This is a genomic window from Streptomyces sp. NBC_00388, from assembly GCF_036061255.1.
Classification (GTDB): Bacteria; Actinomycetota; Actinomycetes; order Streptomycetales; family Streptomycetaceae; genus Streptomyces.
In genome coordinates, this window is sequence record NZ_CP107948.1 from 6,142,218 (window position 1) to 6,156,104 (window position 13,887).

Annotated in this window: 9 protein-coding genes; 3 read left to right on the forward strand and 6 right to left on the reverse strand. The window is 72.5% G+C overall.

The window, feature by feature from the left end; translation table 11 throughout:
- Positions 1–30: 30 nt before the first annotated feature.
- From OG917_RS27335 to OG917_RS27345, 3 genes are all read right to left on the reverse strand, one after another.
- Positions 31–2,385, reverse strand: coding sequence for a glycosyl hydrolase family 95 catalytic domain-containing protein (locus tag OG917_RS27335; protein ID WP_328320563.1), 2,355 nt, complete (start codon positions 2,383–2,385; stop codon positions 31–33).
- A gap of 137 nt (positions 2,386–2,522) precedes the next feature.
- A complete protein-coding gene (locus tag OG917_RS27340; RefSeq protein ID WP_328320565.1) occupies positions 2,523–3,005 on the reverse strand; it encodes a DUF456 domain-containing protein in 483 nt (160 codons plus the stop codon).
- Positions 3,006–3,153: 148 nt separating this feature from the next.
- On the reverse strand, positions 3,154–4,158 hold the full coding sequence (locus OG917_RS27345) for a helix-turn-helix domain-containing protein (protein ID WP_328322215.1): 1,005 nt from the start codon (positions 4,156–4,158) through the stop codon (positions 3,154–3,156).
- A 265-nt stretch (positions 4,159–4,423) separates the two neighbouring features.
- On the opposite strand from OG917_RS27345, the gene OG917_RS27350 reads away from it, so the two are divergent.
- A complete protein-coding gene (locus tag OG917_RS27350; protein ID WP_328320567.1) occupies positions 4,424–6,055 on the forward strand; it encodes a protein phosphatase 2C domain-containing protein in 1,632 nt (543 codons plus the stop codon).
- A gap of 106 nt (positions 6,056–6,161) precedes the next feature.
- A complete protein-coding gene (locus tag OG917_RS27355) occupies positions 6,162–7,904 on the forward strand; it encodes a pyruvate dehydrogenase (RefSeq protein WP_328320569.1) in 1,743 nt (580 codons plus the stop codon).
- A gap of 46 nt (positions 7,905–7,950) precedes the next feature.
- Here OG917_RS27355 and OG917_RS27360 read toward each other — a convergent pair whose 3' ends face one another.
- Positions 7,951–11,034 carry an alpha-mannosidase gene (locus tag OG917_RS27360; RefSeq protein ID WP_328320571.1) on the reverse strand — a complete coding sequence of 1,028 codons (3,084 nt, stop codon included), beginning with the start codon at positions 11,032–11,034 and terminating at the stop codon, positions 7,951–7,953.
- A 181-nt stretch (positions 11,035–11,215) separates the two neighbouring features.
- Between OG917_RS27360 and OG917_RS27365 the strand changes: the two genes are divergently transcribed.
- Positions 11,216–11,656, forward strand: a complete 441-nt coding sequence (locus tag OG917_RS27365) for an ATP-binding protein (protein ID WP_328320573.1) — start codon at positions 11,216–11,218, stop codon at positions 11,654–11,656.
- Between the two features lie 48 nt (positions 11,657–11,704).
- Here OG917_RS27365 and OG917_RS27370 read toward each other — a convergent pair whose 3' ends face one another.
- Entirely contained in the window at positions 11,705–12,775 is a 1,071-nt protein-coding gene (locus OG917_RS27370) for a DUF2637 domain-containing protein (protein WP_328320575.1), read from the reverse strand.
- Positions 12,776–12,941: 166 nt separating this feature from the next.
- Entirely contained in the window at positions 12,942–13,790 is an 849-nt protein-coding gene (locus OG917_RS27375) for a (2Fe-2S)-binding protein (protein ID WP_328320577.1), read from the reverse strand.
- Between the last annotated feature and the right edge of the window lie 97 nt (positions 13,791–13,887).

Here is a 13,887-nt window from a genome sequence, read left to right on the forward strand (position 1 = left end):
AGCGTCAGCGGGGCCAGGGACGTCCGTGTCTCACGCGGGCAGACCCCAGCGGGGGGCCTGTGCGGAGGGGGCGACCGGCCGGACCGTCAGGTCCGGGCGGTCGCCCGCCGCGGTGATGAGCGCGGACTCGCCCTCGCGGAGCGGGACGGAGACAGTGCCGTCGCCACCGTCCTCGTACCGCAGGGCGCGGCCGTGGGCGTCGCGTACGTCGAGGGGACCCGTGACTCCGTGGCGCACCGTGCACGGCGCACCCGCCTCACTGGTCACCCTGACCCAGCGGGTCACCCCCTTCTCCCGTACCGCACTGACCAGGAACGCGCCCTGGGTGCGGAAGTCATGGAGCACCAGGTCCCGCCAGGCCGCGGGGACGGCGGGAAAGACCCTGATCACACCGCCCCACGACTGGCAGAGCATGTCGTGCAGCGACTGTGCGGCCGACAGCGGTGTCTCGATGACCGGGCCGGACTCCTTGTACATGGTGTTGGCCTGGATGAAGCGGGCCATCAGCTCACCCAGGTACTTCAGCGCGTCGTCACCCTTGCCGAGCAGCGCTGACATCGACGTGGCACCGGTGAACGTATAGCCCTGGAGGGCCCCTTCGAAGCCGACCCAGTGCGCCAGCGACTTCTCGATCAGCGCCCGCTCGTCCGGGGTGCGGCCGGTCAGCTCGTAGAGCGGGTAGACCGCGAGGAGATGCGAGTAGTGGCGGTGGGACATCGCGAAGGGGACACCCGCGCCGATCATGAAGCCGTTCTCGTCGACCGGGTAGGGCGCCAGCTTCGCCAGCACCTCCTGCCAGCGCTCCGTCAGCGGGTCCTTGACGCGGAGAGTGGCGGCGGACTCGACCAGGGTGCGGCAGCCCCAGCGCAGCAGCATCAGGTCGTAGTTGGTGTCCGGGGCGTCGACCCCGTACTCGGGTGAGAAGGTGGCGGGCAGGTGCAGCTTCCCGTCCTTCCCCGGGGTCAGGAAGTGCAGGTAGTAGTTGACGGCCTTGCGCAGCAGCGGGAAGAGCGTGTCGCGCAGGATCCGCTCGTCCATGGTGTGGCGGTAGCTCAGCCAGACGTTGTGCAGGGCCCAGGTGAGGTTGCCGACCTCCGGGGTGGGCGGATCCTCGCCGGGGATGCCCACGCCGTAACCGCCGTTGGCGACGGCCGCGCCGTTGACCAGCTGGGGGTCGGTGGTGCGCGGGATGCCCGCCGAGTCCTTCCGGTACGGCGCTGCCAGCTGATTCGACAGGTTCTCCCGGAATTCGCCCAACGCCCTGGTCACCGCGTCGAGTTCCAGGTGGTTGGAGCCATGGATCAGCCAGTACTCCAGCTGGACGTTGAGGTTCCACCAGGTGTTGGGCCAGGGTGTCGGCTCCAGCCAGGGCCCGGAGGTGGCCATGACGGGCGCGTCGGCCCGGGCGGCGGACGCCACCTTGTAGAGCTGGATCCAGTAGAAGCGCTGGATCCGGGCGTCGGGCACCGAGACGAAGCTCTTGCGGTAGTAGGCGTGCCACCAGGCGCGGTGGGTCAGGGCATGCACGTCGTAGGGGAGCGGCGCGGCCCTGCGGATCAGCCGTACGGCCCGGTCGCGGGCGGTGTTCTCCGGGTGGGAGTGCGTCACGGCGGCGTACAGCGTGCGCCGCGCACCATGGGTGTGCTCCTGCCACGCGGTCACGTGCTGGCCGCCGGCGAGCAGCGGCTGGACCGCGGTCGTCACCCCGCCGTGCTGCTCGGTCACGGCGGGCGGATTGGCCGTGTACCCGTCGGGGAGGGGCATCGAAGCGGCGCGCGGACTGATCGAATCGGCCGGGTGGAAGACCCAGCGGAAGCCCTTCTCGCCCGCGCTCGGGGTGATCTCGACGGCCAGGACGGAGAGCGAGTCGTGGACCAGCGCGCGCAGCGTGAGGGTGCCGCGGTCGGTGGTCAGAGTGCCCGTCAGTTCGGCGTCGCGCAGCCCCAGCCGCCAGTCGAGGGCGGTGATGGTGCCGGCCGGTTCCAGCGTGAAGTACCCGATGGGCAGCCGGGCGAGGCCGAAGAGCGAACCGAACTCGGGGCGGTGGTCGGTGACCTCGGTGTGCTGGACGTTGAAGCGGACCGCGTTCCTGCCGGGCTCGGCGTAGATGCCGGAGCCCAGGTAGCCGTTGCCGAGATACGGACCCTCGTACCAGGTCTGCGGCATCCTCTGCCAGACGAGGTCGGCGTCCGCCAGGATCGCCTCCCAGCTGTCCTCCGGTGCCTGTACGGCGGTCGGTGTGAGGTGGGGCGCCGGACCCGTGGCGCCACCCGGGGCCGCCTGCGCGGGCACCGCGGCGAGGCCCCCGGTGAGCAGGGCGCCGCCGACAGCGGTGCCGGTGGCGAGGAAGGTGCGTCGCTTCGGTGGTTCAGGTGCAGCGGCCATGACGCCTCCCGGCGACTCGTAACCCAAGAATTCATCCGAGCTATCCCCCGGAGAAAGGTAGACAGGGCGTAGAGGTGCGTCAATGAGTCGAGAGAGATCCCATGTATTGCTGTCCGAGTCGGTGTGGGTGAAGCGCTCTAGCCGCGCAGGAGGGCGCCGATCCAGGCGCCGGTGACGGAGAGGCAGGCGAGCAGCTCGACGAGCAGGGCCGTACCGATGGCCCGCATGACCGTCCGGGTGGAGGCCCAGCCCGCCCGGTGACTGCCGAGCCGTACCCGCTCCGCTCCGTAGATCCCTCCGACGAAACCGGCGATGCCGCCCAGCACGGGAACGACGAAGAAGCCCACGATCCCCGCGGCCCCGCCCGTGTACACCGTCCTGCGCGGCACCCCCGCCTCCTTCGGGCGGCGGGTCGGCAGCAGCGGGCGCAGGGCCTGGCTGAGCAGCAGCAGAGCGGTCGCACCCGCGAGGATTCCCCAGGCCAGGCCGGTGGTGTCGGTCAGCGCCCACCACGCGACGGCGGCCCATACGATCGCAGGACCAGGCACGCCGGGGACCAGGACCCCCACCAGGCCGAGCAGCATCACCAGGCCGACCGCGACGAGCTGCCACAGACTCATCTGTCAAGCGTGCAGTAAGCGCACGTCTCCCGCAGCGCGGCGACGGACCCGCGCCGCCCCTCCCGCCCGGCGTCCGTACCGGCCCGCCGCCCGGCAGGCGCGCGAAGCGGGGACCGGCCGGCCGCACCCCGCCGGTGGGGTGCGGCGGTCAGCTCCGTGCCGGACGCGGGGTCCTGGCGACCCATCCCTTCTCGTACGCGTGCCAGCCGAGCTGCAGCCGTGTGGTGACCCCGGTCAGCTCCATCAGGCCCTTCACCCGCCGCTGCACCGTCCGCAGCCCCAGCTCCAGCTGCTTGGCGACGCTGGCATCCGTCATTCCGGCGAGCAGCAGGGAGAGGATCTGGAGATCCGTGGCGTCGGGGCCGGGCTCGCCGTCCTCGGCGACCTCTCCGTCGTGCCCCAGCCGCAGGGGCAGCGCCTCCCGCCACACGGCATCGAACAGACCGCGCAGTGATTCCAGGAGCCCGCTCTCATGGACGACCAGTGCTGAGGGCTGCGCGCCCCGGCCGGTCAGCGGCACCATCGCCAGGCTCCGGTCCGCGATCACCAGCTTCGTCGGTACCCGGTCCACCACCCGTACCCGCTCCTTGCGGCCGAGGGCCTCCGCCAGCGCGGCCGTCCCGCCCGGCTCCTCCAGGACGACGCGCTCCAGCACCACCCGGTAGGAGACCCCACGGGTCGCGGCCCGCTCCTCGGCATCGTTGTCACCGCCGGACACCGCGATCGGATTGCCGCCGGTCACCAGCGCGCAGACCTCGTCGGTCGCGCCCAGCTGCAACTGCAGAAAACGCTGGGAGACCGCGTTCGCCCCGGTGACCACCTCCACCAGATCGAGTACAGCGGGCTCCCTCGCCTCCGCCCGGAACTCCTCGACCAGCAACGCCGCTGCCAGCTCCGCCTGTTCCAGCTCGTGGCGGTGCTGGGTGAGCAGTGCGCCCAGGGCGACACCCGGCGGCGCGGCCACCCACCGGCCCGTCCGCCCGGAGGACTGCGCGGCGAGGCCGTGGCGTTCGAGGCGGCGCAGGGCGCGTTCCGTTTCGGTCTCGGAGAGCTGGAGCCGGTGCGCGAGATCGGCGACCTCGGCCGCGCCCAGTGCGACGAGCGAGCGGTACGCCGACTCCTGCAGATCGTCCAGACCTATGACGCCGAGCAAGGGGACCTCGATCCGGTGGCGGCTTTGAGTCACGGCGGGTTCCCGCCGCGGCACATCATCGCCGCTCAACTCCGGTTTCTGCCAGGGTGATCGAACTGGTGTAACAGAAACCGGCCGCCGGCCCGGCCTCCCCGACCGTATCGGGTGGTTTGCGGCGGCCCACCCCCAACTCCGTTGGACCGCACCCCCGTGGGGGGCGGTGCGGCCCAACGGGCAATTCCGCGCGCCCTGTACCGGGACCACCCCATCGATGGACAATAGGGGCATGAGTCAGCAGGGGGAGAGGCCCGCCGCCGCCGACGACTGGTGGGGCCGGCTGTACGACGGGACCGCAGAGGACCGGACGACCGCGGACAAGGGGGACAGCCTGGACGACCGCTTCGCATCCGCGGCCGGGGCGGTGGGCGGCGCCCCGGATGCGGATCCCGGTGCGAGGTCCCCGGAACCACCGGGCCCGGGAGCCGGTCCGCCCGCCCCGGAGGGACCACCGGATCCGGCGGCCGGACCGCCCCCGTGGGCAGGGGCTCCGGCTGCCGCCCCGCGAGCGGCTGCCGGGCCGGAGGAACGGGCGCCGTGGGAGCCCCCGGCCGAGGGCGTACTGCCCTCCCGTACCTTCCCCTTCCAGCGGACCGGGGCCACCACGGCCGACACCACGCCGGAGACAGCCGCGCCCGGGACCGCCACGCCGGAGACAGCCGCGCCCGGGACCGCCGCGCCTGGGGCAGCCGCGCCCGGGACCGCCGCGCCCGGGAACGCGGCGCCGGAGCTCCCCGCGCCGGAGACCACCGCGGTGGCCGGGCCAGCCGCACATCCGCCCCTTCCCGTCCGCCGGCCCCCGGGCGGAGCGGTGGCGGCCCCGCCCGGCCCCGCACCGGAGTCCCCGCCCGCCGGGCCTCCCGTACCTCCGGCACGCACCGCCGCAGCCCCGCGCCCCGCCGTCACCCACGTGGGTGACGGGCCGCCCACCTACGACGCCGAGCCCACCGCGCTGCCCGACGCCCGGCCCGACACCCTGGACGAGCTGGTCGCCGACACCGTCCTCGACGGAGCCTCCTACGGCTCGTACACCGTGCGCGCCGCCTCGGTACGCGGTGACTCCGCGCGCTACCGGGGCGAGCCCCGCAGGGACGCCCTGCTCACCGCCCGTTTCGGGAGCGGCGACAACGCGCTCGTGCTGGTCGCCGTCGCGGGCGGCGCCCGGACACCGGGCGGAGCACACCTCGCCGCGGCCGACGCCTGCCGCTGGATCGGCGCAGCGGTCGGACGCAGCAGGCTGCGGCTCGCCGAGGACATCAGGGCGGGCCGCAGGGGCGACCTCAAATCGGGACTGCACCGGCTCACCGGGCGCGGCTTCGGCAGACTGCGCGCCCGCGCCGCCGAACTGGGCCTCGCCCCGCACGAGTACACCGCTTCCCTGCACTGCCTGCTGCTCTCCGGGGACCCCGACTGCCGCACCCGGGTCTTCTTCGGCGTCGGGGGCGGCGGCCTCTTCCGCCTCCGTGACGGGGTCTGGCAGGACATGGAGCCCGAGCTGCCCGGGCGCCCCGGGAGCGCGGGGGAGGACGGCGCGGGCCCCGGCCGGGCGCTGCCCGGCGACCGGCCGGCCACGGACCCCGGCACCGCGCCGCCGCTCCCCGCCGGGGACGGCGCACCCCACCCGCCGCCCACCGGCCCCTTCCGCTTCCGGGCCTCGGTGGCCCGGCCGGGAGACACCCTGCTGCTGTGCAGCGCGGGTCTCGCCGAGCCACTGCGGGGCGAGCCCGCTCTCTCCGACGAACTGGCCGCACGCTGGGCGCCTGCCGAACCGCCCGGACTCGCCGAGTTCCTCGCCGACACACAGGTCCGCGTCAAGGGATACGCCGACGACCGCACGGCCGCAGCGGTGTGGGAGGCCTAGAGGCCGGCGGCTCCCCACCGCGCCGGGCCGCGGGCGGCCCGGCGCGAGGTGATGGGAAGGCCTAACAGCGCAGGCGGGACCGGGGCGCCCATGGGTTGATGGAGGTATGGCCAAACAGAACGTCGCGGAGCAGTTCGTCGACATCCTCGTCCAGGCGGGTGTGGAGCGCCTGTACGGAGTCGTCGGTGACAGCCTGAACCCTGTCGTCGACGCCATCCGGCGCAACGCAGCCATCGACTGGATCCAGGTCAAGCACGAGGAGACCGCCGCCTTCGCGGCCGGCGCCGAGGCCCAGGTCACCGGGAAGCTCGCGGCCTGTGCCGGATCCTGCGGCCCCGGGAACCTGCATCTGATCAACGGTCTTTTCGACGCCCACCGCTCCATGGCGCCGGTGCTCGCCCTCGCCTCGCACATCCCCTCCAGCGAGATCGGCCTCGGGTACTTCCAGGAGACCCATCCCGACCGGCTCTTCCAGGAGTGCAGCCACTACAGCGAGATGATCTCCAGCCCGCAGCAGATGCCGCGGCTGCTCCAGACGGCCATCCAGCACGCCATCGGCCAGAGCGGTGTCAGCGTCGTCACCCTCCCCGGCGACATCGCGGGCGCCCAGGCCCCGGACCGCACCGGCGAGACCGCGCTGGTCACCTCGCGTCCCTCGGTGCGCCCGGGAGAGGCGGAGATCGAGAAGCTCGCCCGGCTGATCGACGAGGCCGAACGGGTGACGCTGTTCTGCGGCAGTGGCACGGCGGGCGCCCACGCCGAGGTGATGGAGTTCGCCGAGCGGGTCAAGTCCCCGGTGGGCCACGCACTGCGCGGCAAGGAGTGGATCCAGTACGACAACAAGTTCGACGTCGGCATGAGCGGTCTCCTCGGCTACGGGGCCGCCTACGAGGCCACGCACGAGTGCGATCTGCTGCTCCTGCTCGGCACCGACTTCCCGTACAACGCCTTCCTGCCCGACGACGTGAAGATCGCCCAGGTCGACATCCGCCCCGAGCACCTCGGCCGCCGCACCAAGCTGGACCTCGCGGTCTGGGGGGATGTGCGCGAGACGCTGCTGGCACTGACACCCCGGGTGAAGGCGAAGACCAGCCGCAAGTTCCTCGACAAGATGCTGAAGAAGCACGCGGACGCGCTGGAGGGGGTCGTCAAGGCCTACACGCGCAAGGTCGAGAAGCACACCCCGATCCACCCCGAGTACGTCGCGTCCGTGCTCGACGAAGTGGCCGACGGGGACGCCGTGTTCACCGTGGACACCGGGATGAACAACGTATGGGCCGCGCGCTATCTGACCCCCAACGGCCGCCGCCGGGTGATCGGTTCCTTCAGCCACGGCTCGATGGCGAACGCGCTGCCGCAGGCCATCGGTGCCCAGTTCACCGACCGCAACCGGCAGGTCGTCGCGATGTCCGGCGACGGCGGCTTCTCGATGCTGATGGGGGACTTCCTGACCCTGGTGCAGTACGACCTGCCGGTGAAGGTCGTCGTCTTCAACAACTCCGCGCTCGGCATGGTCGAGCTGGAGATGATGGTGGGCGGCCTCCCCTCGTACGGCACCACCCACCACCCGTGCGACTTCGCGGCCATCGCACGCGCCGCCGGAGCCTACGGCGTCCGTGTGGAGAAGCCGAAGCAGCTGGCAGGGGCGCTCGCGGACGCGTTCAAGCACAAGGGGCCCGCCCTGGTCGACGTGGTCACCGACCCGAACGCACTCTCCATCCCGCCGCGGATCAGCGCCGACATGGTCAGCGGATTCGCGCTCTCCGCGTCGAAGATCGTGCTGGACGGCGGAGTGGGCAGGATGCTGCAGATGGCCCGCTCCAACCTGCGCAACGTGCCCAGGCCGTAGCGCCCCTGCCGCCGCCCGCCCCCCCCGTCCGGGCGAGACCGCGGGGTCAGGCCGGGCGCAGCCGCAGCGTCAGGATCTGGAACGGCCGCAGGCTCACCCGCAGCTCCTCCCCGCCCGCCGCCACCTCACGCAGCGGCCGTTCCAGCAGGTCGGTGACCTCGGCCCGCCCGACAGGGAAGCCGAAGCCGACCGTGGCGTCCGCGCGCCCGCCCGCCGACTCGTAGAGCCGTACCACCACATCCCCGCTGCGGTCATCGGCGAGCTTCACCGACTCCACCGTCACGGCCGGATGGCCCGTGGTGACCAGCGGCGCCAGCACCGGGGCGTCCGCCGCCCGGAGCGGCAGATTGAGCGCCAGCCCCTCCCGGACGGCGTCGGTCGTCCCGGCCCCGGGATACAGCGCGTAGCCGAACCGGTGGGTGCCCAGATCGGTCTCCGGATCCGGACTGTGCGGGGCGCGCAGCAGCGTCAGCCGTACGGTCGTCCCCAGCCCGTCCGGGTGCTCCGCCCGGGTCACGTCGTGGCCGTACGTCGAGTCGTTGAGCAGCGCGACCCCGTACCCGGGCTCTGCGACGCGCAGCCAGCGGTGTGCGCAGATCTCGAAGCGGGCCGCGTCCCAGCCGGTGTTGGTGTGGGTGGCACGGTGGACATGACCGAACTGGATCTCGGCCGTGGAGCGTTCGGCGTGCACATCGAGTGGGAAGGCCGCCTTCAGCACCTTCTCGGACTCCTGCCAGTCCACCTCCGTGAGGATGTCGAGACGCGGGCTCGCCGCGTCGAGCCGCAGCTCCTGCGTGATACGGGAGGACCCGAAGCTCCGCACGACCCTGACCGCGGCCCGCAGCGGCCCCTCGCTCACGACCTCGACGGAATCGGCGCCGGTGAGATCCGTGCAGCTGCGCCGGTAGTGCCGGTCGATGTCCCACGCGTCCCACTGATTCGGGTGGTCGGGGTGCAGCTGGAGCAGATTGCCGCGGCTGCCGGGCGCCAGGACCTCGCGGTCTGCCGTGAGGTCGCGTACCGAGGACAGCAGCCCGTCCGCGTCCACCGTGACCCGCAGCAGTCCGTTGTCGAGCACGACCGCCGGCCCGTCCCGTGTCACCGCCGCCGCTGCGGCGTCCGCCGCGCCGGTGAGCGGGCCGGAGCCGAGCGGGGGCACATCCACGAGACGCAGGGGGCCGTCCGCCGAGCCGACGACCTCGCGGCGCCCGTACGGCGAGGCGTTGAGTACGGCCCTGGGCTCATGGGCGCCGCCCAACGGCCGGACATCGGGGCCGAGTTCGAGCGCCGCGACCGCCCCGTCGACGACCGCCTCCAGCTCCTCCCGCACCCGGGCGTAGGTCTCGCGCGCCTCCCGGTGCACCCAGGCGATCGACGAACCCGGCAGGATGTCGTGGAACTGGTGCAGCAGGACCGTCTTCCAGATCCGGTCGAGATCGTCGTGGGGGTAGGCGTACGCGGGCGACCGGAGCGCTGCCGCCGTAGCCCACAACTCGGCCTCGCGAAGCAGGTGTTCACTGCGCCGGTTGCCCTGCTTGGTCTTCGCCTGCGTGGTGTACGTGGCACGGTGCAGCTCCAGGTAGAGCTCGCCCGACCAGACGGGCGCCTGCCGCCCGTACTCCTCCTCGGCCGCGGCGAAGAACGCCGAGGGCTTCTCGATCTCCACCCGCGGTGAGCCCTCCAGGTCCCGGAGCCGGCGCGCCTTCTCCAGCATCTCGCGGGTCGGCCCGCCGCCACCGTCGCCCCATCCGAAGGGCACCAGGGAGCGTGTCGCCCGTCCCTTCTCCGCGAAGTTCCGTTCGGCGTGGGCCAGTTCCGCGCCGTGGAGCTGGGAGTTGTACGTGTCGACCGGCGGGAAGTGCGTGAAGACCCGGGTCCCGTCGATGCCCTCCCACCAGAAGGAGTGGTGCGGCATCCGGTTCGCCTGGTTCCAGGACAGCTTCTGGGTGAGGAACCACCTGATCCCCGCGAGCTTCGCCAGCTGCGGGAAGGCGGCGGTGTAGCCGAAGGAGTCCGGCAGCCAGATCTCCTCGGTCGTGGCACCCAGCTCCTCGGCGAAGAAGCGCCGGCCGTGCACGATCTGGCGGGCCAGCGCCTCACCACCCGGCATGTTGGCGTCCGATTCGACCCACATGGAGCCGACCGGCGCCCAGTTCCCGTCCGCCACGGCCTTCTTGATCCGCTGCCAGATGTGCGGCTGGTGCTCCTTGACCCATGCGTACTGCTGGGCCTGTGAGCAGGCGAAGACCAGCTCCGGGTAGTCGGCGGCCAGCGCCGTCACATTGGCGAAGGTCCGGGACGCCTTCCGCACGGTCTCACGCAGCGGCCACAGCCAGGCCGAGTCGATATGGGCGTGGCCGGTGGCCGAGATCCGGTGCGCGCCCGCGTCGGCGGGCCTGGCGAGCGCGGGCGCGAGCGCCGCCCGCCCGGCCGCCGCCGTGCCCGGCACGTCGTGCAGGTCCAGCGCGTCCAGCATGTCCTCCAGCGAGCGCAGGATCTCGTGGTGCCTGCTCCGGTCGGCCGGCAGCTCCCGCATCAGCTCGGAGAGGACCTCGATGTCGATGACCAGCTGCCAGACGGTCTCGTCCAGCACGGCGAGATCCGCGGCGGTGAAGCGGTAGGACGGCTCGTCGCCCGCGGTCAGTACGTCGCCCAGCTGCGTCGGTGCGAAGCCGTGCCGCAGCACCACGGGGTTGGCGGCTGCCTCCACCAGCAGGTGCACCCGTTCGCCGCCCGCCGCGGGCGCCGCCACCGGTACATGGCGGTTGCGCGGATGGATGCCTTTGAGCGGTACGCCCCCGGCGTCGTAGACCATCCCCTCGGCCTGGAAGCCCGGGCCTTCGCCGGTGAACCCCGGATCGATCACGGCCTCGACCCGGCGGCCGGCCCAGGCCTCAGGGACGGCGCCCTCCAGCCGGAACCAGCTGGTCGACCAGGGCCTGCCCCACCGGGTCCCGGCCGTGAACGGTTCGTACGTGCCGCGCAACGCCTCCGCCACGGGCACCGGCTCGCCCGGGACGTGCCAGACGGACAGGGCGAGCCCCACCCGGTCCGGGTACTGCGCGGGGCGGATGAACTGGCTGAGGGCCCGCTCAAGGCGGCCCTCGACCAGCGATCGGTCGTCGTGCATCGCGGCTCCCACGGGATCGGCTCGGGGTGATGTTCCCCGCTTGCCTTCCCCGCCGGAGCGCACGGCACCCGCCCGCCATGCGTGAGCACCCGCCTGCCGGGCATGCATTGCCTGAGGCTGTTCGAGCAAGACACAGCACCACGACGTGCAGGCGGGGGATATGACGGGGCGTCACAGTGGCATGAGTACCGCACCTGACCGGTGCGGCCAGGGATCCGGCACGCCCGGCGGCGGGCGCCGCAGCGGACGGTTGCGCCGCAGGCTTGGCCGGGGGGATCTGCCGGCGGTCAAGGAGGTACGGCACGGGCTCAGGGAGCTGCTGCGCCGGTGCGGTCGTCAGGGCAGCGCCGATGTGGCCGAGCTGCTCACCAGCGAGCTGGTGACGAACGCACTGATCCACACCGACCGGGGGGCGGTCGTCACCGCCGGGGTAGGCCCGGCGGGGCTCCGGGTGGAGGTCCGGGACTTCACGGCCGGGCAGCCGGAGCCGGGCAGAGCCGGCGACGAGAGCACACACGGGCGGGGGCTTGTCCTGGTCCAGGCCCTCGCGGACGCCTGGGGCGTGAGGACGCACGAGGTGGGGAAATCAGTCTGGTTCGAACTCGAAGGCGGCCAGGCATGAGACATACCTGACCGCCTTCGCTCCGCGCGCCGGGATCCGGCGGCCGGTTCAGCCGAATTGCTGTTCGAGATCCTTCAGCTTCTGCTCCAGGGAGTCGAGACGGGGGAGGGTCTGGGTGTCGTCCTCGGCGGTGAGGTCGACCGTCACCGCATCGGCCCCGGCCGCGGTCCGGTCGGATTCATGGCCGGTCACGGCCTGCAGGGAGGGCCTGGTGCGTAAGGGCAGCTGTCCCGGCTCGGGTATGGCAGGCTCCGAAACTGCCTTCGCCGCGCCCACGGCGGGAGGCGGGGCCGCCGCCTCCACCTGACGGCTGCCGCGACCGCGCCCCAGCGACCTGTGCTGGCGGTTGATCGCCTTGAGGTGGGCGCGCTCCAGCTTGTCGTGCTCCCGTTTCCTGAGCCGGTTCTGCTCCTTCTGGCGCCGGTCGTCGCGGACCTCGTCGACGGCCTCGTCCAGCGTCCGCACACCCTCCAGGAGCATCAGCGACCAGGCGCCGAACGTCTCCCGCGGGGCGCGCAGCCACCGCACGATCCGGATCTGCGGCAGCGGCCGGGGCACGAGCCCCTGCTCGCGCAGGGCCGCCACCCTGGTCTGCTTCAGCGCGCGGTCGAACAGCACGGCCGCCGAGAGCGACATCCCCGCGAAGAACTGCGGGGCGCCCGCGTGGGCCAGTCCGCGCGGCGCGTGCACCCAGTTGAACCAGGCAGCCGCTCCGGCGAACGTCCACACCAGCAGCCGCGAGCCGAGCGCGGCGTCGCCGTGGCTCGCCTCGCGCACCGCCAGTACGGAACAGAACATGGCGGCGCCGTCGAGGCCGAACGGGACCAGGTACTCCCAGCCGCCCGTGAGGTTGAGGTTCTGCCGGCCGAAGCCGACCAGGCCGTGGAAGGACAGCGCGGCGGCGACCGCCGCGCAGCAGAACAGCAACAGATACGAGGCGGTGCCGTAGACCGCCTCCTTGTGCCGTCTGCGTTCCTCGCTGCGCTCCCAGGTGTCGTCGGCGGATCCCTTGTCGGCGGAGCGCCTGCCGCGCACGAGCACCGCCACAGCGACCAGGACCCCCGCGATCATCACGCCACCGGGAAGCAGCCAGTCCAGAGATATGTCGGTCAGTCGCATGCGGTGTCCCTTGCATCGCGTCAGTGCCTTGCGGCCGCAATATTGGCTCAGATCCCGGGGGCCTCAGAGCGTTTCGGGACAAGAGCACGCCAACGGAGTGCAGGGAGCACCGGATAGGGGCGATCTGATCGAACTGCCTTGCGTGTACGCCGTGTTGAGTTCGAATTCAGTCAGCCGAACGAGCGGTGTCGGCGCTGAGCCGGGCCACTCGGTCGGCGTCGCAGGTGCGGGGACAGGTAACGCAGGTGTCCCCGGGACTCACCGTGTAGAAGAAGCAGCAGCTCGCGCGGTCCCGCGTCGGCAGCGGGCCCCCCTGCGGGCCGGCCAGCTCCCGGAAACCGGCGGTGCCGACGTACGGCGCGGTCGACCCCGGCAGCAGCAGCCCCAGCTCCGCCACCGCGCGCTGCTCCTCGCCCAGCAGATGGCCGATGTACCAGAGGCTCTCGACGATCTCGTCGGTCGCCATTCCCCACAGGGCCCGCCGGCCGCGGCGCATCCGCGGCCCGAAACCGTCGAGCACCGGCTCCAGGTGCTCCGCCACGGCGGCCCGGACCTCGGCGCGCAGTGCGTCCTCGTCCGCGACCACGCGCGCCCCGGGGAGCCCGGCGGCCGGATCGTCCGGCAGGCAGGCGAAGGAGCCGGTGCGTACGGCCATCCGGCCCAGCGTGCGCTGGAAGGCGACAGCGCCGACCGGGAGCCTCGGCACCCTGCGGTGCAGGAACCACGGGACCGTGATCAGCAGACAGGCCGGCCACGCGTACCGGTGGAATCCGAAGCCCGCGACCACGTCGGGCCGGGCCGGGCGCCCGTAGTCGCGCAGCACCTGCGCGCTGTCCCAGTCGAGGAAGGCGTCGAGTGCGTTGCCGCCCGCCGCCAGGTCGGTGGCGGTCACCCAGCCGTCGCCCGACGGGGTGGGGCCGCCCTCCGACTCGGTGACGGAGAGGCTGGGGAACACCTCGGTCAGCCGCTCGTAGGAGGCGGTGACGGGGGAGCGCAGCAGGGTGGAAAGGGTCATGCAGGGACCACCGAATCGCGATCGTTTGCAGGTAAGCCTTACCTTATCCGATCCGGTCGATGTTTGAACTGTGGCCCGGTCCGCCTATCGTGCTGAA